Source organism: Photobacterium piscicola (assembly GCF_900166965.1).
Taxonomy (GTDB): Bacteria; Pseudomonadota; Gammaproteobacteria; order Enterobacterales; family Vibrionaceae; genus Photobacterium; species Photobacterium piscicola.
In genome coordinates, this window is record NZ_FUZI01000004.1 from 439910 (window position 1) to 463884 (window position 23975).

The window sequence follows — 23975 nt, forward strand, 5'->3', positions numbered from 1 at the left end:
CAGTACTGTTTTGTCGTTATAGACTCACCATTGAGTACTATAGTTGAGTTGTTACAGAATAATCACCAAAAGGGTTACAAGCCATGGGTTTTAAATGCGGTATCGTAGGTCTACCAAACGTTGGTAAGTCAACACTGTTCAATGCCTTAACAAAAGCAGGCATCGAGGCAGCTAACTTCCCATTCTGTACTATCGAGCCAAACACAGGTGTTGTACCTGTGCCAGATCCTCGCATGGATGCATTAGCAGTATTCGTTAAACCAGAACGTATTCTGCCAACCACAATGGAATTTGTAGACATCGCAGGCCTTGTTGCTGGCGCATCTAAAGGTGAAGGTCTTGGTAACAAGTTCTTAGCTAACATTCGTGAAACTGATGCTATTGGTCACGTTGTTCGTTGTTTTGAAAATGAGAACATCGTTCACGTTGCTGGCCGTATTGACCCTCTTGAAGATATCGATATCATCAACCTTGAATTAGCAATGGCTGACCTTGATACCTGTGAGCGCGCTATTTTCCGTGTCGCTAAGCGAGCTAAAGGCGGTGATAACGATGCTAAAACTGAGATCAAAGTACTAGAAAAAATGCTGCCAATATTAACTGACGGCGAAATGCTACGTTCAATGGAACTAAGCAAAGAAGAAAAAGCAGCAGTAGATTACCTGCACTTCTTAACGCTAAAGCCAACCATGTACATTGCTAACGTTAATGATGACGGTTTTGAAAATAACCCATTCCTAGACAAAGTTATTGAGCGTGCTGCAACAGAAAACGCGATTGTTGTGCCTATCTGTGCGGCAATGGAATCTGAAATCGCAGAACTTGACGATGAAGATCGTGAAGAGTTCTTGGCTGACATGGGTATCGAAGAACCTGGTCTTAACCGTGTTATTCGTTCTGGTTATGAACTACTATCACTACAAACCTACTTCACGGCTGGTGTTAAAGAAGTGCGTGCTTGGACTATCCCTGTTGGCGCTACTGCACCAAAAGCTGCGGGTGTTATCCACACAGACTTTGAAAAAGGTTTTATTCGTGCTGAAGTTATCGGCTACGATGATTACATCGAATGCGGCGGCGAATCAGCAGCAAAAGATGCGGGTAAATGGCGTCTAGAAGGTAAAGATTACATCGTTAAAGACGGTGATGTAGTACATTTCCGCTTCAATGTATAATCGTTTCTATTCAATTATTATTGATATAACGATGAATTGATGAATAAGCCAGCATTATGCTGGCTTATTTTTTATCACCTCAAGCCTAAAAATAAATCAGCGCTAGGTCACAATTTTAATTATTGTTAGCTGACAATTCATATATCAGTTTGTGATTCGCCCAGTTCGCCCAAATAACCGACGAACAAACGAATTTTCGCTGTTTTTCAAAAAAAACTATTGACGGTTTTAGCTGGTATGAGCATAATGCGCCCCGTTCCCAACGAAGCGGCTCACTAAGAGCAGTGGCTGTTGGAAGCAAAATGGCTACGTAGCTCAGTTGGTTAGAGCACATCACTCATAATGATGGGGTCACAGGTTCGAATCCCGTCGTAGCCACCATTTCAATTTTATTATAAGATTGAAAGTCAATGCTTGTTCATTGATAAAATGCGGAAGTGGCGGAATTGGTAGACGCACTAGATTTAGGTTCTAGCGCCGTAAGGTGTGAGAGTTCAAGTCTCTCCTTCCGCACCATTCTCTCAATAGAGTTGAGAGATAGCTTGAAAAAGCACACTGTAGGTCTATCGCCAAGCGGTAAGGCAACGGCTTTTGATGCCGTCATACCCTGGTTCGAATCCAGGTAGACCTGCCACTCTTTAAGAGTATTGATTTATTTCAGTATTCTATGTTGGCTACGTAGCTCAGTTGGTTAGAGCACATCACTCATAATGATGGGGTCACAGGTTCGAATCCCGTCGTAGCCACCATTTATTCTTCAACTAAGTATTTACCTATACTTAATTGAAAAATACAATCAGAGACAACAGTTATTTATAACTGACAATATGCGGAAGTGGCGGAATTGGTAGACGCACTAGATTTAGGTTCTAGCGCCGCAAGGTGTGAGAGTTCAAGTCTCTCCTTCCGCACCATTCTCTCTGATTTAAAAAGTCTTGTTACTACCCAACAAGCAACGCTTATGTATTTAAGCACTGTAGGTCTATCGCCAAGCGGTAAGGCAACGGCTTTTGATGCCGTCATACCCTGGTTCGAATCCAGGTAGACCTGCCATATTTAGATTAATTGTTGCGACAGTTAATCATTGCGGAAGTGGCGGAATTGGTAGACGCACTAGATTTAGGTTCTAGCGCCGTAAGGTGTGAGAGTTCAAGTCTCTCCTTCCGCACCATTATTCTTCATCTTAACTACGGTTAATGTGAAAAATACGATCAGAGAAACAACAGTTATTCGTAACTGACAATATGCGGAAGTGGCGGAATTGGTAGACGCACTAGATTTAGGTTCTAGCGCCGCAAGGTGTGAGAGTTCAAGTCTCTCCTTCCGCACCATTCTCTCTGATTTAAAAAGTCTTGTTACTACCCAACAAGCAACGCTTATGTATTTAAGCACTGTAGGTCTATCGCCAAGCGGTAAGGCAACGGCTTTTGATGCCGTCATACCCTGGTTCGAATCCAGGTAGACCTGCCATATTTAGATTAATTGTTGCGACAGTTAATCATTGCGGAAGTGGCGGAATTGGTAGACGCACTAGATTTAGGTTCTAGCGCCGTAAGGTGTGAGAGTTCAAGTCTCTCCTTCCGCACCATTATTCTTTAAATCGGCTTTTTACCAATTACTGATTTAAACAATACACTAGAGAAATACGGTTATTTATAACTGACAATATGCGGAAGTGGCGGAATTGGTAGACGCACTAGATTTAGGTTCTAGCGCCGTAAGGTGTGAGAGTTCAAGTCTCTCCTTCCGCACCATCTCTCTAGTTTGTGAAAAGTCTTATGAAAATAAGCATTGTAGGTCTATCGCCAAGCGGTAAGGCAACGGCTTTTGATGCCGTCATACCCTGGTTCGAATCCAGGTAGACCTGCCACTCTTTAAGAATATTGATTTATTTCAGTACTCTATGTTGGCTACGTAGCTCAGTTGGTTAGAGCACATCACTCATAATGATGGGGTCACAGGTTCGAATCCCGTCGTAGCCACCATTTCTTTTCTGATGACAGTTAAGAATAAAAATTTGCGGAAGTGGCGGAATTGGTAGACGCACTAGATTTAGGTTCTAGCGCCGTAAGGTGTGAGAGTTCAAGTCTCTCCTTCCGCACCATATTAGAGACCTACTCTTTGAGTAGGTTTTCTTTTATCTGCAATATAGTGATCATCTCTATTGATGACGACGGCAAATAAAAGAATAAATAAAAAGCCGAGTAATTAATTTTACTCGGCTTTTTGTTTTTATTTTCGTTACAAAAGACATTCAATACTATCGTTATATCCCCATTGCATACTTCAATACGTGTTTTTTTATCACACCAGTATGATCAGCAGCCCGTAATCCAACATTACGCAGTAACTTTAATGGCCCAATATTATTACTAAACGTGCTGTAGAAAAAATCCATTCCAGTTTGCATAATCAAATTATCAGGCCGACGACAACGTTCATAATTAGCCAGAACGTGAGGTTGTTGCCACTCACCACCAGCTTGGCTGATTTTATCGATTAAACAAGCAACATCTTTAAAGCCCAAATTAACCCCTTGCCCAGCTAATGGATTAATGGTGTGGGCTGCATCACCTAATAACACCACATTGGGTTTATAGTATGTTTGTGCATGACGACGAGTTAAGGGAAAGCTACCATGATTAAGCACGGTAAACTCACCTAATTCACTCGGGAACGTTGCCATGATCTCTGCCTGTAATTGCGCGGCAGGCATTGCTGATAATTGACGAATTCGAGCAGGAGAGTCATACCAAACAAGTGATCCTTGATGACCAGGCAAAGGTAAAAATGACCGCGGCCCCGCGGGGGTGAACTGCTGCCAAGTAATATCCTGTTGTGGCAAAGCCGTCGTGATATTAATTAGCATACAATGTTGACGATAATCCCATGCGGTAATACCAATATTTACTTGCTGGCGTACTTGAGAGTTAGCGCCATCAGCACCAATGAGTAAACAACAATTAAGCAGTGAGCCATCGTCTAATTCAATCTGATAACCATCATCAATCGCAGTTGCTGCCACCATGGTTGCTGGACACAATAAAGTAATATTGTCGTATTGTTCAAACTGTTGCCATAGCGCTAATTGAAGTACACGGTTTTCAACAATATAACCCAATTGCTGCAGATGCATCTCATCGGCATTAAACCGCGTGCGACACTCAGAATGTTCCCACGTTTCAAGACGCTTAAAGGGACATAAACGCATCGCCATTACAGATTGCCATGCGCCTAATTGTTCTAATAGGGCAACTGAACGTGGAGAAATAGCCGAAACACGTAAATCCATCGCTTGGGCTAACATAAAGGGCTGTGGTGCATAGCCTTCAATTACAGCCACATCTAGCCCTTGTTGCGCTAAACCAATCGCGGTAGCAGCCCCCACCATACCGCCGCCGGCAACAATGACATCATATTGTTCCATATCTTTACCTACCTATTATGCCCAAGCTTATTATTTGGTTATAATCTTTCAAACCATTGTGTTAGATGATTGTATAAGAAAATACGGTTATTGGGATACTACCATAATGTATTCATCGCTAATCGCCCATTAGCGACTCCCTCTCATCGCTGACAGGAATCCAACCACCATGCTGGCAGGCTTTAAACGTTTTACTATTAAACTTATTTTAAGCGCGTTAATTGTGCCTATTGTACTAATCATTATTTTTAAATTTATCAACCCACCGTTTTGGGGCTGGGAAATTAGCCGTACTCTATTTCCACCACAAGGTTATCCAAAGCAAACACATCATCAATGGGTTAATTTGGATAAGATTTCAAAAAATATGCAATTAGCGGTGATAGCCTCAGAAGATCAAACCTTTCCAGAACATCATGGTATCGATCTTAGTGCCACTTTATCTGTACTTGAACACAGTGGTAAAAACGGCCCTAGCCGAGGAGCCAGTACCATTACTCAACAAACCGCTAAGAATGTGTTTTTATTTCCCAGCCATTCTTTCATTCGTAAAGGCATCGAATTGTATTTTGCATTATGGATGGAGGTTATTTGGGGCAAAGATCGTATTTTAGAAACCTACTTAAACGTCATTGAATTTGGTCCAGGGATCTATGGTGTTCAAGCGGCTAGTGAGCATTTTTTCCATATTCCAGCGAGTCGACTTAGCGCTCAGCAAGCAGCACAACTAGCCGCAGTATTACCTAATCCGTATAAAATAAAAGCCAGTCCAATGAGTAATTATGTCTATCAACGAACATTATGGATCCGTAAACAAATGCGTCAACTAGGTATGGTTACGCTAAATAAGGTCTATGATGAACAATCACTTTTTAAATCTTTTAATCTCTATCGCTAGTCAATCCCAAAAGACCACACTTTTTTCAGGGTGGTGATGATCTAGTCAGACCGAGTTTAAAGCAGTACAATACGCGGCTTGCTACAGGGCATTACCTTTTACATACGGTAATGCGGCCTGTCAGCCCGTAATCTGAATGTAATGAATCAACACTACGAGCGAAGAGAGATGGCGAAGAAACTGCTGATTAAAACCTGGGGCTGCCAGATGAACGAATACGATTCATCAAAAATGGCCGATCTTCTTAATGCTGCTAATGGCTTCGAGTTAACAGAAATCCCAGAAGAAGCAGATGTTCTGCTACTTAATACCTGTTCGATCCGTGAAAAAGCACAAGAAAAAGTTTTCCACCAGCTAGGCCGTTGGAAAAAACTAAAAGATAAAAAACCTGATCTAGTGATCGGCGTTGGTGGCTGTGTAGCGACTCAAGAAGGCGATTCTATTCGCAAACGCGCACCTTACGTTGATGTTATCTTTGGTCCACAAACCCTACACCGTTTGCCAGAGATGATTAAACGTTCTCAATCAAATGAAAAAACCGTGATGGACATTTCATTCCCTGAGATTGAAAAGTTCGATAGTTTGCCTGAGCCTCGTGCAGACGGCGCAACAGCATTTGTGTCTATCATGGAAGGCTGTTCTAAATACTGTACGTATTGTGTAGTGCCTTACACCCGTGGCGAAGAAGTTAGCCGTCCAATTGATGACGTGTTATTTGAAATTGCTCAACTGGCAGATCAAGGTGTACGTGAAGTTAACCTGCTTGGCCAAAACGTGAATGCATTCCGTGGTCCAACACATGATGGTGAACTTGCCAGCTTTGCTGAACTTCTACGTTTAGTAGCGGCGATTGACGGTATTGACCGTGTACGTTACACAACCAGTCACCCGATTGAATTTACTGACGACATTATTGACGTTTATAAAGATACCCCTGAGCTGGTTAACTACTTACACCTACCAGTACAAAGTGGTTCAGATCGTATTCTAACGATGATGAAGCGTCCTCATACGGTACTTGAATATAAGTCAAAAATTCGTAAGTTACGTAAAGTACGCCCAGATATCACCATGAGCTCAGACTTTATTGTCGCGTTCCCAGGTGAATCTGATCAAGATTTCGAAGATACCATGAAACTGATTCGTGATATCGATTTTGATATTAGTTACAGCTTTATCTTCTCACCTCGCCCTGGTACGCCAGCAGCAGATTACCCATGTGATCTGACTGAAGAAGTGAAGAAAGAGCGTCTGTACGCCCTACAGCAACAACTAAATAGTCAAGCGATGCGCCATGCTCGTCAAATGCTTGGCACAGAGCAACGTATTTTAGTTGAAGGTCCATCGCGTAAAAATGTGATGGAACTACGCGGTCGTACTGAAAACAACCGTATTGTAAACTTTGAAGGCTCTGCTGAGTTAATTGGTCAATTTGTTGATGTAAAAATCATCGATGTATTTACTAACTCATTACGTGGCGAACTTGTTCGTACTGAAGCAGAAATGGATCTTCGCGTTGCAATGTCACCAGCAGCAATGATGGCAAAAACGCGCCGTGAAGATGATTTAGGTGTAGGCGTATATACTCCAGAATAACTGTCGTTCACTGCCGTCAAATCACGCGCAGTAATCACTATTATTCAAAGTAAGTCGCATGCCCTGAAAATATGGTCGCCTACATTTAGGCGACCTCAATGAGAGGCAAACCTTGAGCAAGATAATTACTGTAGAATTTGATCTGGAACCAGCTGATAATCAGCGTCTTTCCAGCCTTTGTGGTCCTTTCGACGACAACATCAAACAACTAGAACGTCGTTTAGGTGTTGAAATCAATCATCGCAGCAACCACTTTAGCGTCGTGGGTCAACCACACACTGCTGATATTGCCACCAATATCATTAAAGATTTATACGTTGATACGGCTCCCGTACATAACAACATTCCAGATATTGAACCCGACCATATTCATCTGGCGATCAAAGCTTCTGGCGTCCTAGAACAAACCGTAGAAACAAGTATTCCTTTTGGTAAAGAAGTCCATATAAAAACCAAAAAAGGGATCATAAAACCACGTACACCCAACCAAGCCCAATACATTGCCAATATCGTAACCCATGATATTACCTTTGGTGTTGGCCCTGCGGGTACTGGTAAGACCTACCTTGCTGTTGCCGCCGCCGTTGATGCGCTTGAGCGCCAAGAAGTGCGCCGTATTCTGCTAACTCGTCCCGCGGTTGAGGCTGGTGAAAAGTTAGGCTTCTTACCCGGTGATTTAAGCCAGAAAGTCGACCCATACCTACGCCCACTTTATGATGCTTTATTTGAAATGCTCGGTTTTGAACGGGTAGAAAAACTGATTGAGCGTAATGTGATTGAAGTCGCACCATTGGCTTATATGCGTGGTCGAACACTGAACGATGCCTTTATTATTTTAGATGAAAGCCAAAATACGACTGTTGAACAAATGAAAATGTTCTTAACTCGTATTGGCTTTAATTCTCGCGCCGTGATCACCGGCGATGTCACTCAAATCGATTTACCGCGTGGCGCACGTTCAGGTTTACGTCATGCGGTTGAAGTATTATCGAATGTTGAAGATATTAGCTTTAACTTTTTCTTAGCCAATGACGTTGTGCGCCACCCTGTTGTAGCTCGCATTGTTCAAGCTTATGAAGTTTGGGAAAGTGAAGATCAAAAACAACGTAAACAAGCAGAACAACGTCGTCGTACAGAACAAGACGCCAAAGACGCCGCCTTATTCGCCGTTGCGACTGCCGCTAAAATTGAATCACAAAAGAGTAACTAATGGCGATTTATCTTGATCTACAACTTGCAACAGCAGACGAAACTGGATTACCGACTGAAGCTGAATTTCAACAATGGCTAAATGCCGCAGTCATCCCATTTCAGGCCGATGCTGAAGTCACTATTCGATTAGTTGACGAGCAAGAAAGTCATGCACTCAACCTTGAGTACCGTGGCAAAGATCGACCAACAAACGTACTTTCATTTCCATTTGAAGCGCCACCTGAAATCGAAATGAATTTACTTGGCGATTTAATTATTTGTCGTCAAGTTGTCGAAGCGGAAGCCATTGAGCAACAAAAACCGCTTAATGCACATTGGGCACATATGGTTGTACACGGCAGTCTGCATCTGCTAGGTTATGATCATATCGAAGATGATGAAGCAGAAGAAATGGAAGCATTAGAGACTGAAATAATGCAAAACATGGATTTTGTCGACCCTTACATTTCTGAAAAGTAGTAACATACCAACGAATATTCCGCGGCTTACTAAACCAAGCCGCATTTCCGTGGCAATGTCCACTTAGTTGATAAAGTAAATAATGAACGAAGATAACTCTCCAACAACTGAAGGTCCGAGTAGAAAATCCTTCTTTGAACGTATTGGCCAATTTTTCCAAGGCGAACCACAAAACCGTGAAGAATTAGTTGAAGTATTCCGTGATTCGGAAGAAAACGATTTGATAGACCATGACACTCGAGACATGCTTGAAGGTGTAATGGAAATTGCTGAAATGCGTGTACGTGACATTATGATCCCACGTTCACAAATGACAACTATCGAGCGTTCTCAGAAGCTAGAAGATCTTATTGATTTAATTGTTGAAGCTCAGCACTCTCGCTACCCTGTTATCAGTGATGATAAAGACCATGTTGAAGGCATTCTATTAGCCAAAGACTTACTGCGTTATTTATTGCCTGATAGTGAACCTTTTGATATCGACAAAGTATTACGTCCTGCCGTTGTAGTGCCAGAAAGTAAGCGCGTTGATCGACTATTAAAAGAATTCCGCGAAGAGCGTTACCACATGGCAATTGTGGTTGATGAGTTTGGTGGTGTATCTGGTGTTATCACTATTGAAGACATTCTTGAGCAAATTGTTGGCGAAATCGAAGATGAATTCGACGACGAAGAAGAGCAAGAAGTTCGTCAATTAAGTAAGCATACTTACGCGGTCAAAGCCCTAACAACCATTGAAGATTTCAATGAACTGTTCCATACCTCATTTTGTGACGAAGAAGTCGATACTGTCGGCGGCTTAGTTATGATGAGTTTTGGTCACCTGCCATCACGCGGTGAAGTTGTTGAAGTTAATGGTTATTCTTTTAAAGTGACCTCGTCTGATAACCGCCGTGTTATCCAGTTACAAGTAACTGTACCGGACGAAGCATTTCAACCTACCATTACTCCGTAAATGATGACAAAAAAAACACTCATCTCATTGGGACAGTTGCTTGCAGCTGTCCCTGCGGGTGCGATTGCAACCTTGTCTTTTGCTCCTTATGACTACGCATTTATCGCCCCATTAACACTGATTCTGTTTTTCCTTTTATTACAGAAACAATCTCCTAAACGTTCAGCACTGATTGGCTTTTTTTATGGTCTAGGCATGTTTGGTACCGGTATCAGCTGGGTACATGTCAGCATTGATACCTTTGGTGGTATGCCTAAAATTGCCAGCATGTTCTTAATGTTTTTATTAATTAGCTATTTAGCGTTATATCCAGCGTTATTTGGCTATTTATTTAATCGCTTTAACCGCCAACGTCCTTTGCACCAATTACTGCTATCTGGCCCTGTTATTTGGTTGGTACTTGATTGGATCCGTGGTTGGCTCTTTACTGGCTTTCCTTGGCTATGGATGGGATACAGCCAGCTTAATACGCCATTGGCACACTTTGCACCCATTTTTGGTGTCGAAGGGATCACCCTCGCATTAGTGCTCATCTCGGGATCGATTACTGCGACCCTCTACTACCGTAACTGGCGTCCATTCATGGTTGCGGTGTTAGTGGTAATATTAGCCGTATTAGCGGGTATTCCGCAGTGGGTAAAACCCGATCCTAAGCACAGTGTCAGCGTTGCTTTAATTCAAGGTAATATTTCACAAGAAGAAAAGTGGTTACCTAGTCATCGCTGGCCAACCTTGATGAAATACATGGATCTCACCCGTGATAATTGGGGTTCAGATTTAATTATATGGCCAGAAGCTGCTATTCCAGCGCTTGAAGAAGATATTCCGACCTTCTTGCAGAATCTTGATGCTGCAGCACGTGCCAATAACAGCACGGTGATTACAGGTATTTTAGATCAAAAAGCCGATGGTGAGTTTTTCAATAATATATTGACACTGGGTGTCGATGCAGATGGGCCGTATAACTACAATACAGCCACGCGTTATACTAAGCATCATCTGTTACCTTTTGGTGAATTTGTACCGTTTGCGAGCATTCTACGTCCATTAGCACCGTTCTTTAACCTACCGATGTCATCATTTAGTCGTGGCGCTTATATTCAACCAAATATTCAAGCGCATGGTTATTCAATTGCACCGGCTTTGTGTTATGAGATTGCGTTTGGTGAGCAAATTCGTGAAAACATCACCAAAAAAACCGAGTTACTGCTCACGCTTTCTAATGATGCTTGGTTTGGGCGCTCAATCGGGCCCTTCCAACATATGGAAATAGCCCAAATGCGGGCGCTTGAGTTTGGTAAGCCGTTATTACGTGGCACAAATACTGGTATTACTGCCGTGGTTGACCATAATGGTCACATCACCAAAGAATTACCACAATTTGTAACAGGTGTTTTAAAAGATAAAGTGATCCCAACCATTGGAATGACACCGTATACCACTTTAGGCAGCTGGCCATTATACGGTTACTGTTTATGGGCGTTAGCGTTATCTTGGCTACTTGTTCGACGTAAACGCGGACATTTCCGTGACTTACCTCCAACGGAAACAGAATAAACTATAAGGTGAAGCTAATAACTTCACCTTTTTTTTTACGGTTAGTTTATTGTACTTTCATTGGCTAATAACAACCGCAATTCCGCAGACATTAACCACCCGCGGCGAGATAAGGAACGATAGATGAAAACGACACATAAAATTTTTACAACTTTGTGTTCATTATTAATGTTGATAATCTCAACACAAGCACTTGCTCAAGAACAACAAAATGACACCAAAGACGCATTAGCTCTTTTTTACAAATCCCCACAAACACAACCTTTTTTCCATTCTGCTTATGGGTATGCCGTGTTTCCATCGGTAGGTAAAGGGGGCTTTTGGATTGGTGGTGCTTATGGTTCTGGCGTAGTATTTAAAGCCAATCAAGCAATGGGATTTGCTAAGCTTTATCAAGTGTCTATCGGACTCCAATTTGGTGGCCAAGCCTTTAGTGAAATTTTATTCTTCCAAGATAAACGCGCTTACGATCGTTTTATTGATGGTGGATTAGAATTAGATGCTCAAGCGTCAGCGGTTGCCTTAACAGAAGGTGCCTCAGCTAAAATAGGTACCGCAGGTGCAGGAATGAATGCCGGTAGTGACTACATGACCCAAAGCTACATTAATGGTGTTGCTATCTTCACCCGCGCTAAAGGTGGCGCGATGATTGAAGCATCATTAGCAGGTCAAAAGTTCACTTACGAGCCAATGACAGCCGCAACTCGCCAGATCAAAGGCTACAATGATGTTCTGCCAACATTTAACAAGGAATATAAGCAGTCACCTACTGTGCCTCAACCACAACGATCACAACCGATGCAAAAGCCAGCCGATACGATTAAACCGGCAAACTCTGCTGTTGTCGTTGATATCATTGAAAAACCAGACTATTAATTAAATAGCTAGGTCTTGAGCAATAAAAAACGCAGCCCTATATGGCTGCGTTTTAGTTCATTTTAAAATAACGTTTCGAGTTAGTTATGGATTTAAAGGCAAACGCGTGAAATGCTTGCAGCCACACTTCACACATGGTGCAATGCGCGTTACATGAGTGATCATTTCTGTATGGCCACATTGTTCACACACAAGATTACCCAAACCAACAAGCTCACCCGCCTGATAAACACCTTTATGCTGAATATCATCCATCACTTCAATCCACTCTAATTGTGTTTTATCTGTGATCTCTGCTAAATTTTTCCAAATACTTTCACTGACTAACTTATAAAATGGACTTTCACTGAAAGGCTCTGAGCTATTTTTCACTTCTTCCGTAAAAGTTTTTAGATCGCTTTTGACATAAGCTTCAACTAATGACAATTCATCTTTAGTCATATCGCTGGCCGCTTTACCATAAAGCTCGGTCGTTTTAAGATCACTTTTGATGTACGCTTCGATCAATGCAAGCTCATCTTTGGTCATATCACTGGCAGCTTTACCGTAAAGCTCAGTTATTCTAAAAAACTTCTTTAGCTCTTCTGGACTATGCTTAAGCGCTTCAGTTACTTTTTCTAATACTGCTTCATAATGCTTTTGTTGCTTAGTCATGGGATTAATCCTCCGCCAATGTGCGAAATAATTACGTAATTACGGCCAAATGTAAGATTAAGGTCGCCGAATCGCTATCAGCTATTGTTGACACCTTTACCTTTGGTTATCCTATGTCGATTACAATGAATGTGTTTGTATTAAACTCACAAAATTCTGGATGTCATCGATGCAAGAACAATATCGTCCACAGGACATTGAACAAAAAGTTCAAGAACATTGGGATAACAATAAGACCTTTGTTGTTAGTGAAGACCCTAATAAAGAAAAATTCTACTGTCTCTCCATGTTCCCGTACCCAAGTGGTCGCTTGCACATGGGTCACGTGCGTAACTACACTATCGGTGATGTTATCTCTCGCTACCAGCGCTTACAAGGCAAAAATGTTATGCAGCCAATTGGTTGGGATGCATTTGGCCTGCCAGCAGAGAACGCAGCAGTAAAAAATAACACTGCACCTGCGCCTTGGACATACGAAAACATCGAGTACATGAAGAACCAACTTAAACTATTAGGTTTTGGTTACGATTGGAGCCGTGAATTCGCAACCTGTACTCCTGAGTACTACCGTTGGGAACAAGAGTTCTTCACTAAACTGTATAACAAAGGCCTAGTTTACAAGAAGACATCTTCTGTGAACTGGTGTCCTAACGACCAAACTGTACTTGCGAATGAGCAAGTAGAAGACGGTTGTTGCTGGCGTTGTGATACCCCTGTTGAACAAAAAGAGATTCCACAGTGGTTCATTAAAATTACTGAGTACGCACAAGAGCTACTTGACGATCTTGATACCCTTGATGGTTGGCCTGAAATGGTGAAAACCATGCAGCGTAACTGGATCGGCCGTTCTGAAGGTGTTGAATTAACGTTTAACGTTAAAGGTCAAAACGATTTAGAAGTTTACACAACCCGTCCAGATACCCTAATGGGTGTGACATTTGTTAGCATTGCAGCAGGTCACCCTCTGGCTGCAAAAGCGGCTGAGAACAACCCAGCCCTAGCAACATTTATCGATGAGTGCCGTAACACCAAAGTTGCTGAAGCTGAACTGGCAACAATGGAAAAGAAAGGCATGGATACCGGCTTTACTGCTATCCACCCATTAGATGGTCGTGAAGTACCTGTCTACGTTGCTAACTTCGTATTAATGGATTACGGCACAGGTGCTGTAATGGCGGTTCCAGCTCATGATCAACGTGACTTTGAATTTGCAACCAAATACAACATCGACATCATGGCAGTTATTAAGCCAGAAGACGGTAGCGAATTTGATATCTCTGAAGCTGCATTCACTGACAAAGGTATGTTGTTTAATTCTGGTGAATTTGACGGCCTAAACTTCCAACAAGCGTTTGATGCCATTGCAGCAAAACTTGAAACGGAAGGTAAAGGCAAGAAGACGGTTAACTTCCGTCTTCGTGACTGGGGTGTTTCACGTCAGCGTTACTGGGGTGCACCAATCCCAATGGTAACGACTGAAGATGGTCAAGTACATCCTGTTGCTGCCGATCAACTACCGGTTATTCTTCCAGAAGACGTGGTAATGGATGGCGTAACAAGCCCTATTAAAGCAGATCTAGAGTGGGCTAAAACCACCTTTAACGGCGAACCAGCACTACGTGAAACAGATACCTTTGACACCTTCATGGAGTCATCTTGGTACTACGCACGTTACTGTTCACCACAAGCAGATGATATTCTAGATCCTGCGAAGGCGAATTACTGGCTACCTGTTGATCAATATGTTGGTGGTATTGAACACGCTTGTATGCACCTATTGTACTCACGTTTCTTCCACAAATTGCTACGTGATGCAGGTTACGTAACCTCTGACGAACCGTTTAAGCAACTACTATGTCAAGGCATGGTATTAGCAGATGCGTTCTTCTACACCACAGATAAAGGTGGTAAAGAGTGGGTTGCGCCAACAGATGTAACGGTTGAACGTGATGGCAAAGGCCGTATCACAACAGCAGTTGATTCTAAAGGCCATAATGTTGAACACTCAGGCATGATCAAAATGTCTAAGTCTAAAAACAACGGTATCGACCCACAAGAAATGGTAGACAAATACGGTGCAGATACCGTACGTCTATTTATGATGTTCGCATCACCGGCTGATATGACGCTGGAATGGCAAGAATCTGGCGTTGAAGGTGCAAACCGCTTCCTTAAACGTGTATGGAAACTTGTGCGTGAGCATGCTGAAAAAGGTGAAGCTGAATCAGTAGATACAGCAGCACTAAACAGCAATCAAAAAGCACTTCGCCGTGACATTCATAAAACCATTGCTAAAGTAAGTGATGATATTGGTCGTCGTCAGACATTCAATACCGCCATTGCTGCAATCATGGAATTAATGAACAAGTTAGCGAAAGCGCCACAAGAATCAGCACAAGATCGTGCTATTCTTGATGAAGCACTAAAAGCTATTGTTACTATGCTTTACCCAATGACACCGCATATCTGTTTTGAAATGTGGCAAGCACTGGGTCAAACAGACATTGACCATGCAGTATGGCCACAAGCTGATGCAGCAGCATTAGTTGAAGATGAAAAACTGATCATTGTACAAGTTAACGGTAAACTACGTGCTAAATTAACGGTAGCGGCAGACGCAACCAAAGAGCAGGTAGAAGCGTTAGCAATGGCTGATGATGGCGTAACTCGCTTCACTGATGGCAACACAGTACGTAAAGTTATTTATGTACCAGGTAAACTGCTAAACATCGTAGCAAACTAATCAAGGTTACTTTGCTTTGTTAGCAAGCCTAATAAAGACAAGTGCCTTAAAGATCCCCGCTTCTGCGGGGATCTTTATAATTATGGTCATATTTAATTTTGCGCCCAGCGCACCTTCTTTTCTTTCAAGGAGCTGACTTTCGTGAAAAGTTTTTTCTCGGCCAACAGCCTAACTCGACTACTTATCATCACTCTTCTCGCGCTTACAACAGCTTCTTGCGGCTTTCATCTTCGTGGTAACTACATGCTACCAGAAGGCATTGCCAAGCTATCGTTAACCAGTTTTGACCCCTACGGCCAATTAACCCGTATGGTAAAATACCAATTTAAACTGCATGGTATTGAAGAAGTAAAACCAGCAGCAACCGTACCAAATCTTAATATCACCAGTGAATCAACTGGCGACAGTACGTTATCGCTATATCAAAATAACGGTAAAGCAGAATACGATTTAACGTTAACGGTTAACTACACTGTGACAATTCCTAATCAAGGCATTGAACAGTTTAGTACTAAAGTCACCCGTACTTTCCTAGATAACCCACTTTCAGCACTTGCAAAATCAGTAGAACGTGATGAATTAGTCAATGTGATGCGTGAACAAGCAGCACAACAAATCATGCGTAAACTGGCGCGTCTGACCACAGTGTTTAATAAAATGGAAGAAGACAAACTCAACGCTGAATTAGACCAAATATTGCATAATCAAAAAGTATCGATTAAAGATGGTAGTACAACCACTATCACCACAACACCTGCGATAATACATAAAAAACAAGATAATAACGCCCAATGAGAGTCTATCCTGAACAACTGACGCAGCAGCTAACAAAAGGTCTGCGTCAGGCTTATTTGTTGTTTGGTAATGAACTATTATTAAAACAAGAAGCGAGCGATAACATAAAGCATATCGCCCATCAACAAGGCTTTCTTGAACGACATAGTTTTACTATCGATAATAGTCTTGATTGGAATGCAGTATTAGATTGCTGCAATGCCATGAGCTTATTTTCAGCACAACAAATTATCGAGCTTGAAATTGCTGAAACTGGATTAAATGCCAATCAATCTAAAGCATTACTCGAAGTGATAACGGCGCTAAATCCTGATATTTTATTGATCCTTACCGGTCCTAGAATCAATAAAAAACAAGAAAGCACCAAATGGTTTAAAGCGCTGGATAATATCGGCCTATATGTGCCTTGCAATACACCAGACCCACGTCAAATGCCGCGTTTTATTCAAGGTCGTTGTCAGTTATTAGGTTTAAAGCCCGATCACGAATCGGTACAAATGCTCGCGCAATGGCATGAGGGTAATTTACTGGCGCTATCGCAAAGTTTACATAAATTAGTACTATTGTATCCCGATGGCATTCTCACCATCGTACGATTACAAGAAGCATTAAGTCGCCATAATCACTACACGCCATTTCAATTAATTGATGCTTTATTAGCTGGGCAAGCGAAACGAAGCCAACGCATATTGCGTCAATTACAAGCGGAAGGTGTTGAAGCGACTATTTTATTGCGAACATTACAGCGAGAATTAACTCAACTGTATAAAATGCAAGAAATGGGTAAAAAAGGTACGCCACTCAATCTCATCTTTGAACAATTTAGAGTGTGGCAAAACCGCCGTGAAATGTATATTGGGGCGTTACATCGACTGTCTCTAACAACCTTAGTAACGATTATTCATCAACTAACGTTAGTAGAAATTCAAGTCAAAACCGACTATGACACCCAACCATGGTCGGCCTTGAGTTGCTTATGTGCAGAGATGTGCGGTATTCCAACCCACTTACAACCACGAGATTAATATCAATACAGGTCAAAATTGCGACTTTTTGCCAGTTTGAAGCAAATCACTCAACAAACATGCGAAAAAATACCGTCTGAACCTTGTCCGCTTATCGCTGTCTGATAAGAGCATGGTATACTGCGGCACAATTCATGGTCAGTATGTCTATTTGACATTATAGATGCTAGTTATAGCGTCATTCGGCCACTACTATACTAACACTCAAGTGAGGGAATCCCTTTGCAGGTTCAAGAACTACACGATTTCATTGTTGATAAAATTGACGACATTAAAGCACAAGATATCGTAACTATCGATGTCCGCGGTAAATCAAGCATCACTGATTTTATGGTTATCTGTACTGGTACATCTAACCGTCACGTTGCATCTGTTGCTGATCACATCAACAAAGAATCTAAATTAATTGATTTTCCTCCATTCGGCATCAGTGGCGAAAAAGAAGGTCAATGGGTTATTGTTGATATGGGCGACGTTATGCTTCATATCATGCAAGAAGATGCTCGTGAGCTTTACCAACTGGAGAAGCTTTGGAGCTAATTGACCATGAAGCTTCAACTGATTGCTGTTGGTACTAAAATGCCAAAATGGGTTGAGGAAGGCTATAAAGAATATAGCCGCCGCTTCCCAAAAGATATGCCTCTGGAATTGATTGAAATTTCAGCGGGAAAGCGTGGCAAAAACGCTGATATTCCTCGCATTCTACAAAAAGAAGGCGAAGCCATGTTAGCTGCAGTTGCTAAGGGCAACCGAATTGTTACTCTGGATATTCCCGGTAAACGCTGGGATACAGGACAATTGGCACAACAATTGGATGCATGGAAACTAGACGGACGCGATGTATCAATTTTGATCGGCGGACCTGAAGGACTTTCTCCTGCATGTAAAGCAGCGGCAGAACAAAGCTGGTCATTATCACCATTGACTTTACCACACCCATTGGTGCGCGTGGTAATGGCAGAAAGCTTATACCGTGCATGGAGTGTCACGGCTAACCATCCGTACCACAGGGAATAATCATAAATGAGACAAAAGCGAACCCAGATCCGCGACCATCGCGCTGAGTCGGCATTATTTTTTCGTCGAGCTCTTGTCTCATTTATTGGTATCGCAATACTTGTAGGCCTGCTGCTGTTTAATCTGTTCCATATTCAGGTTGAGCAACATCAGGACTATCAAACCCGCTCAAATGATAATCGTATTAAAATTGTCCCTGTCACCCCTAATCGCGGCCTAATTTACGACCGTAATGGCGTGATCTTAGCGGAAAACAGACCCATTTATAGTCTTGAGATCACCCTAGAAAAAGTCTCTGAACTCGATCAGACTTTTGCCGATCTTAAACAGATCATGGGCATCACTGACGAAGATATTGCCAACTTCCAAAAAGAGCGCCGTCGTACTCGCCGCTTTAAGTCTGTGCCTATTCTTGATCACCTCAATGAAAAGCAAGTTGCACTGTTTTCTGTTAATCAGCATCGCTTGCCTGGTGTAGAAGTAAAAGCACACTTAAAACGCTATTATCCTTACGGTGATACCCTCACCCACGTTTTAGGTTATGTTGCTAAAATTAACGATCGTGACCTTAAAAAGCTGGATAAAGAAGGTAAGTTAAGTAATTACAAAGCAACCCGCGACATGGGTAAACTCGGTATCGAGCGTTACTACGAAGAACTATTACATGGTACCTCTGGCTATCAAGAAGTTGAAGTCAACAGCCGCGGTCGTGTTATTCGTACCCTTAAATATATTCCGCCTATTCCAGGTAAAGATATCAAGATCAACATTGATATTAAACTTCAGCAATATGTTCAGAACTTACTTATTGAGCATAAAGTTGATCCTGTTACAGGCAAAGAGATCATTAAACATAAACGTGGCTCAATTGTTGTATTAGACCCTAAAGATGATGCAATTTTAGCCATGGTATCAAGCCCTAGCTACGATCCAAATTTGTTTGTTCGCGGTATCTCAAGTAAAAAATACAACGCCTTGCTCAATAATCCAGATCGTCCATTGGTGAACCGCGTTACGCTGGGTATTTATCCACCCGCATCAACGGTCAAGCCACTGATTGCCGTTGCCGCATTAACCGAAGGGGTGATCACACCCAATACCACCCGTAACGATCCCGGTTGGTGGCAAATCCCTAATTCAACCAGCCGTAAATTCCGTGACTGGTTACGTTGGGGACATGGGCGTGTCAATATTTACAAAGCAATTGAAGAGTCAGTAGATACTTACTTCTATCAAGTTGCTTACGATCTGGGTATTGATCGTCTTTCAACCTGGATGAATAAATTTGGTTATGGCGAATACACAGGCATTGATATTCACGAAGAAAGTAGAGCCAATATGCCAACCCGTGAATGGAAACAAACACGCCACAAACGCCCATGGTATCAAGGTGATACGATTCCTGTTGGTATCGGTCAAGGTTATTGGACGGCAACACCATTACAAATAGCCAAAGCCACATCAGTGCTAGTAAATAGCGGTGTCGTGCATCGTCCGCACCTGCTGAAAAATATTATTGATGATAAAGTCGAAGCACCGGCTAAATTTGAAAACTTTCCACCTATCACAGGTGTAGATCCTAAAACATGGGAAATTGCGCGAGAAGGTATGCACCGTGTCCTTTATGGTCACCGAGGTACTGCGCGTAAAGCCTTTTACAACACTCCTTATCAAGCAGGGGGTAAATCAGGATCAGCACAGGTGTTTGGTTTAGCTGAAAACCAAAAATATAACGCTGATGAGTTAGAAGAGCATTTACGTGACCACGCCCTATTTACTGCATTTGCACCGTTTGATAAACCGCAAGTGGTGGTCTCAATGGTATTAGAAAATGCCGGCGGTGGCTCAAGTAATGGTGGTCCAATAGCTCGACAAATATTTGACCATATGCTGATAGAGCCACCAGCCACGGTTCCTTTACAATTAGCGGCACCAACACAAGCTACTGCGGAAGTACGTTAATGAGCATCATGGCAACAACAGGGTCAAAGCCAAGTCTAAGTGACCGCTTACATATTGATATCCCCTTGCTATTGGGATTATTAGCCATCATGAGTTTCTCATTGGTGATCATGTACAGTGCCAGTGGTCAAAGCATGCCGATGATGGAACGCCAAGCAATGCGAATGCTGCTGTCACTTGGCGTCATGTTTGTTCTTGCCCAAATTGCACCACGCCGTTATGAAGCATGGGCCCCTTATTTATTTGGTCTTGGACTGATACTGCTCATTAGCGTACTTTCTTTTGGTGAAGTATCTAAAGGCGCACAACGCTGGCTTAACTTAGGCTTTATTCGATTTCAACCATCAGAATTAATCAAACTTGCAGTGCCATTAATGGTGGCACGGTTTATTGGTAACCGTCCGCTCCCGCCCACGTTTACCCATATTTTTGTTGCACTGGTATTAATTTTCACACCAACGATTTTAATTGCCAAACAACCTGACCTTGGCACTTCAATTTTGATTGCCGCATCAGGGATATTTGTTCTGTTTCTGTCAGGAATTAGCTGGCGAGTGATAATTGGTGCATTGGTATTACTCGGTGCCTTTATTCCTGTGTTATGGTTCTTCCTAATGCATGACTACCAACGTACTCGCGTAATGACCTTATTTAATCCCGAATCTGATCCTTTAGGAGCGGGATACCATATAATCCAATCAAAAATAGCTATTGGTTCAGGAGGAATCACTGGTAAAGGCTGGCTTCATGGTACTCAATCACAATTAGAATTTGTTCCTGAACGTAATACTGACTTCATTTTTGCGGTGATCGCCGAAGAATGGGGATTAGCCGGTGTTATCGGTTTACTCGCAATGTATCTGTTTGTATTGGGGCGAGGATTATTACTTGCAAGCCGTGCTCAGACCGCGTTTGGGCGTATGATGGCAGGCAGTATTGTACTTAGTTTTTTTGTTTATATTTTTGTTAATATCGGAATGGTAAGTGGACTATTACCTGTTGTAGGTGTTCCTCTTCCCTTAGTCAGTTATGGTGGTACCTCAATGGTTACTCTCATGGCTGGTTTTGGTATTCTGATGTCTATCCACACTCATAGAAAAATGTTGTCTAAGGCGACCTAATAAATGCGTTCACTATTTGTAGTTTTTTTCCTAATCCTTGCTGGGTGTAGTTCTTCGCCTGAACAAACTCAACAGCCACAAACAAAACCGGATACAACCGCTAAACCTGTTAAAGTGATTAAAATCGTCAAAGTCACCAAACCAAACACTGATGATCCTAACGCTGGACGCTATTCTCTTAAGGATGATCGCGCACCGACAGTCATACCTGATTTTTCAAAAGTAAAATTAGTCACCCCTCATTACGAAGCTTATAGTCGAGGTGGTAATAAAGACTACACTTTACGCGGTAAACGCTACCATATTATTAAAAATCCTAAAGGGTATACCGAAACTGGATTTGCTTCATGGTATGGCGAAAAATTCCATGGCCATAAAACAGCCAATGGTGAAGTGTATAATATGTTTGCGATGACAGCCGCACACAAAACTCTGCCATTACCAAGCTTTGTCCGTGTCACAAATACCTTAAATCATAAATCAGTAATTGTTCGCGTGAACGATCGCGGTCCATTCCATGATGGCCGTATTATTGATTTAAGTATGGCAGCCGCTTCTAAATTAGGCGTGATCAGCTATGGTACTGCTCCGGTAAAAATTGAAGTGCTTACCATTCCGAAGCCATCAACCACTGCCGAAATTAAGAAAGCGCCAATTCCAATTCAATATTTTATTCAATTAGCCGCGGTGAATACCCAACAAAAAGCGGATCAGATGCAACGTGAAGTAAAAAAACGCTACAGCACCAGTGTTGATATTGAAAAAATTGCGAACCGAGCTGTTTTCCGTATTCGATTAGGGCCATTTTTAGATCATAAAGATGCTGATTTATTGCTCGCTCAGGTGAAGAATAAACATTATCCGCAAGCATTCATGATCACTGAAAAACGATAACTGAACCTTATTGTTATTTTGAAATCATACTTATTGCCTATAGTTTGTTATTAAAATCATAAAACTATAGGCTTTTTATGGCCTCACCCTATAACAATAGCCTCAATGTTGAGCTTAATCCCCTAATGTCAGAACTTTGGAAACTTCCGTTCAGGCACTGATTGCCAATGTGTTATCTGTTATAGTGAGCCCACTTTTTAGCCACAGATTAATTAAAGTTAAATATATCATGAAGAAAACAGCTGTGCTTTTCCGTTCTGTAGCCATCTCCGCCACTCTGCTGGCTTCAGCTACTGTTGCTGCATCACCAGCAGTAGTACCTGAAGCTCCACAAATTGCGGCTAAAGGTTATGTTCTTATTGACTACAACTCAGGCAAAATCATTGCTGGTCATAACCAAAATGAAAAATTAGCGCCTGCAAGCCTAACAAAAATCATGACCAGCTATGTGATTGGTCAAGAAATTAAAAATGGCAATATCTCTCCCAACGATAATGTCGTTATCAGTAAAAATGCTTGGGCGAAGAACTTCCCTGGCTCTTCTAAGATGTTCTTAGAAGTGGGTAAAACCGTAAAAGTATCTGATCTTAACCGCGGTATTATTGTTGATTCAGGTAATGATGCCTGTGTTGCAATGGCTGAACATGTTGCAGGTTCACAGCAAGCATTCGTTGAATTAATGAATAGCTGGGCAAAAAATCTGAAGATGAAATCGACTCACTTTACTAATGTTCACGGTTTAGATAATCCAGACTTGTACACAACCCCTTATGATCTTTCTATTCTTACACGTGCGCTTATTCATGATTTACCCAATGAATTTAAGATCTACGATGAAAAATCATTTACTTATAACGGTATCACGCAATACAACCGTAATGGTTTATTGTGGGATCAAAGCATGCACGTTGATGGTCTAAAAACAGGCCATACTAATAATGCAGGTTACAGTTTGGTAAGTACTGCCACTGAAGGCAACATGCGTCTTATTTCAGTGGTAATGGGAACAGCAAGTAAACATGCGCGTCTTGCTGAAAGTAAGAAACTATTAACCTATGGTTTCCGTTTCTTCACAACCTTAACGCCATATAAGAAAGATCAAACATTTGTGACTGAAAAAGTCTGGATGGGTGATACAGATAAAGTCGATCTTGGTGTTAATGAAAATACTTACGTTACGATTCCACGTAGCCAAGCAAAAGATTTAAAAGCAAGCTTCGTGTTAACTAAAGAATTAAAAGCGCCAATTCAAAAAGGCGAAGTAATGGGTACGCTTTATTACCGTCTAGGTGATACTGATATTGCTCAATACCCTTTAGTGGCACTTACTGAAGTAAAACAAGGCAACTTTTTTAGCCGCTTAGTTGATTATGTAACAATGCTGGTACAAAGCTGGTTCTAAAGCTTAATTGCAAGCAAAAACACTCATAAAAGAAGCGGCCAATGGCGGCTTCTTTTGCTTTTCAAGCTTGCATACACATTTTCCAATAACCAAGATAATCACAACCTTGTTTTCCAACTACTGACGCATTAAGATGCCTGCATATTACCGTGATTTGTGATCTATACCACGGTGTAAAGCCAGAGAAACCTGAACCTTGGAGTTCTA

19 protein-coding genes and 14 tRNA genes are annotated in these 23975 nt (G+C 41.9%); 31 read left to right on the plus strand and 2 right to left on the minus strand.

The annotated features are described in order from the left end of the window. Positions 1–83: 83 nt before the first annotated feature. From ychF to CZ809_RS13440, 15 genes are all read left to right on the plus strand, one after another. Positions 84–1175, plus strand: coding sequence for a redox-regulated ATPase YchF (gene ychF, locus CZ809_RS13370; RefSeq protein ID WP_080158108.1), 1092 nt, complete (start codon positions 84–86; stop codon positions 1173–1175). 304 nt (positions 1176–1479) lie between these two features. Further along, positions 1480–1556: transfer RNA gene (locus CZ809_RS13375), tRNA-Met, on the plus strand. 50 nt (positions 1557–1606) lie between these two features. Beyond that, positions 1607–1691: transfer RNA gene (locus CZ809_RS13380), tRNA-Leu, on the plus strand. 43 nt (positions 1692–1734) lie between these two features. Beyond that, a tRNA-Gln gene (locus tag CZ809_RS13385) sits at positions 1735–1809 on the plus strand. Between the two features lie 38 nt (positions 1810–1847). Further along, positions 1848–1924 (plus strand) — tRNA-Met (locus tag CZ809_RS13390). Positions 1925–2004: 80 nt separating this feature from the next. Next, positions 2005–2089 (plus strand) — tRNA-Leu (locus CZ809_RS13395). A gap of 64 nt (positions 2090–2153) precedes the next feature. Then, positions 2154–2228, plus strand: a tRNA-Gln gene (locus tag CZ809_RS13400). A gap of 33 nt (positions 2229–2261) precedes the next feature. Beyond that, positions 2262–2346, plus strand: a tRNA-Leu gene (locus CZ809_RS13405). Positions 2347–2421: 75 nt separating this feature from the next. Then, positions 2422–2506 (plus strand) — tRNA-Leu (locus CZ809_RS13410). 64 nt (positions 2507–2570) lie between these two features. Further along, positions 2571–2645 (plus strand) — tRNA-Gln (locus CZ809_RS13415). Positions 2646–2678: 33 nt separating this feature from the next. Continuing rightward, positions 2679–2763, plus strand: a tRNA-Leu gene (locus CZ809_RS13420). A gap of 81 nt (positions 2764–2844) precedes the next feature. After that, positions 2845–2929: transfer RNA gene (locus CZ809_RS13425), tRNA-Leu, on the plus strand. Positions 2930–2970: 41 nt separating this feature from the next. After that, positions 2971–3045 (plus strand) — tRNA-Gln (locus CZ809_RS13430). 38 nt (positions 3046–3083) lie between these two features. Further along, positions 3084–3160, plus strand: a tRNA-Met gene (locus CZ809_RS13435). A 34-nt stretch (positions 3161–3194) separates the two neighbouring features. After that, positions 3195–3279, plus strand: a tRNA-Leu gene (locus tag CZ809_RS13440). A gap of 162 nt (positions 3280–3441) precedes the next feature. On the opposite strand, the gene CZ809_RS13445 is transcribed toward CZ809_RS13440, so the two are convergent. Then, the gene (locus tag CZ809_RS13445; protein ID WP_080158109.1) at positions 3442–4602 is read right to left on the minus strand and encodes a 2-octaprenyl-3-methyl-6-methoxy-1,4-benzoquinol hydroxylase; all 1161 of its coding nucleotides are present in this window, start codon (positions 4600–4602) and stop codon (positions 3442–3444) included. 169 nt (positions 4603–4771) lie between these two features. On the opposite strand from CZ809_RS13445, the gene mtgA reads away from it, so the two are divergent. From mtgA to CZ809_RS13480, 7 genes are all read left to right on the plus strand, one after another. Next, positions 4772–5500 (plus strand): monofunctional biosynthetic peptidoglycan transglycosylase, encoded by a 729-nt coding sequence (gene mtgA / locus CZ809_RS13450; protein ID WP_080158110.1) that lies wholly within the window; start codon positions 4772–4774, stop codon positions 5498–5500. Between the two features lie 168 nt (positions 5501–5668). After that, entirely contained in the window at positions 5669–7096 is a 1428-nt protein-coding gene (gene miaB, locus CZ809_RS13455) for a tRNA (N6-isopentenyl adenosine(37)-C2)-methylthiotransferase MiaB (RefSeq protein WP_080158111.1), read from the plus strand. 112 nt (positions 7097–7208) lie between these two features. Next, positions 7209–8306: a PhoH family protein gene (locus CZ809_RS13460; RefSeq protein WP_080158112.1), complete on the plus strand. Its 1098-nt coding sequence runs from the start codon at positions 7209–7211 to the stop codon at positions 8304–8306. Then, positions 8306–8767 (plus strand): rRNA maturation RNase YbeY, encoded by a 462-nt coding sequence (ybeY, locus tag CZ809_RS13465; RefSeq protein WP_080158113.1) that lies wholly within the window; start codon positions 8306–8308, stop codon positions 8765–8767. The genes CZ809_RS13460 and ybeY overlap by 1 nt, the downstream gene beginning before the upstream one ends. Before the next feature lie 82 nt (positions 8768–8849). After that, on the plus strand, positions 8850–9722 hold the full coding sequence (corC, locus tag CZ809_RS13470) for a CNNM family magnesium/cobalt transport protein CorC (protein ID WP_080158114.1): 873 nt from the start codon (positions 8850–8852) through the stop codon (positions 9720–9722). 3 nt (positions 9723–9725) lie between these two features. Next, positions 9726–11279, plus strand: coding sequence for an apolipoprotein N-acyltransferase (lnt, locus tag CZ809_RS13475; protein WP_080158174.1), 1554 nt, complete (start codon positions 9726–9728; stop codon positions 11277–11279). 123 nt (positions 11280–11402) lie between these two features. Continuing rightward, a complete protein-coding gene (locus CZ809_RS13480) occupies positions 11403–12155 on the plus strand; it encodes a lipid-binding SYLF domain-containing protein (RefSeq protein ID WP_080158115.1) in 753 nt (250 codons plus the stop codon). Between the two features lie 84 nt (positions 12156–12239). On the opposite strand, the gene CZ809_RS13485 is transcribed toward CZ809_RS13480, so the two are convergent. Continuing rightward, complete coding sequence (locus CZ809_RS13485) at positions 12240–12809, minus strand: zinc ribbon-containing protein (protein ID WP_080158116.1); 570 nt, start codon at positions 12807–12809, stop codon at positions 12240–12242. Between the two features lie 169 nt (positions 12810–12978). On the opposite strand from CZ809_RS13485, the gene leuS reads away from it, so the two are divergent. From leuS to CZ809_RS13530, 9 genes are all read left to right on the plus strand, one after another. After that, positions 12979–15552 (plus strand): leucine--tRNA ligase, encoded by a 2574-nt coding sequence (gene leuS, locus CZ809_RS13490; RefSeq protein ID WP_080158117.1) that lies wholly within the window; start codon positions 12979–12981, stop codon positions 15550–15552. Between the two features lie 141 nt (positions 15553–15693). After that, complete coding sequence (locus CZ809_RS13495) at positions 15694–16347, plus strand: LPS-assembly lipoprotein LptE (protein ID WP_080158118.1); 654 nt, start codon at positions 15694–15696, stop codon at positions 16345–16347. Beyond that, positions 16344–17372 carry a DNA polymerase III subunit delta gene (gene holA / locus CZ809_RS13500; protein WP_080158119.1) on the plus strand — a complete coding sequence of 343 codons (1029 nt, stop codon included), beginning with the start codon at positions 16344–16346 and terminating at the stop codon, positions 17370–17372. Before CZ809_RS13495 ends, holA begins: the two co-directional genes overlap by 4 nt. Positions 17373–17594: 222 nt before the next feature. After that, positions 17595–17912, plus strand: a complete 318-nt coding sequence (gene rsfS / locus CZ809_RS13505) for a ribosome silencing factor (protein ID WP_080158120.1) — start codon at positions 17595–17597, stop codon at positions 17910–17912. Between the two features lie 6 nt (positions 17913–17918). Beyond that, a complete protein-coding gene (gene rlmH, locus CZ809_RS13510; RefSeq protein ID WP_061000179.1) occupies positions 17919–18389 on the plus strand; it encodes a 23S rRNA (pseudouridine(1915)-N(3))-methyltransferase RlmH in 471 nt (156 codons plus the stop codon). Positions 18390–18395: 6 nt separating this feature from the next. Next, positions 18396–20351: a penicillin-binding protein 2 gene (gene mrdA, locus CZ809_RS13515; RefSeq protein WP_080158121.1), complete on the plus strand. Its 1956-nt coding sequence runs from the start codon at positions 18396–18398 to the stop codon at positions 20349–20351. Then, positions 20351–21472 (plus strand): rod shape-determining protein RodA, encoded by a 1122-nt coding sequence (rodA, locus tag CZ809_RS13520; RefSeq protein ID WP_080158122.1) that lies wholly within the window; start codon positions 20351–20353, stop codon positions 21470–21472. Before mrdA ends, rodA begins: the two co-directional genes overlap by 1 nt. Positions 21473–21475: 3 nt before the next feature. After that, complete coding sequence (locus CZ809_RS13525) at positions 21476–22366, plus strand: septal ring lytic transglycosylase RlpA family protein (RefSeq protein ID WP_080158123.1); 891 nt, start codon at positions 21476–21478, stop codon at positions 22364–22366. Positions 22367–22595: 229 nt separating this feature from the next. After that, on the plus strand, positions 22596–23768 hold the full coding sequence (locus CZ809_RS13530) for a serine hydrolase (protein WP_080158124.1): 1173 nt from the start codon (positions 22596–22598) through the stop codon (positions 23766–23768). The last annotated feature ends 207 nt before the right edge of the window (positions 23769–23975 follow it).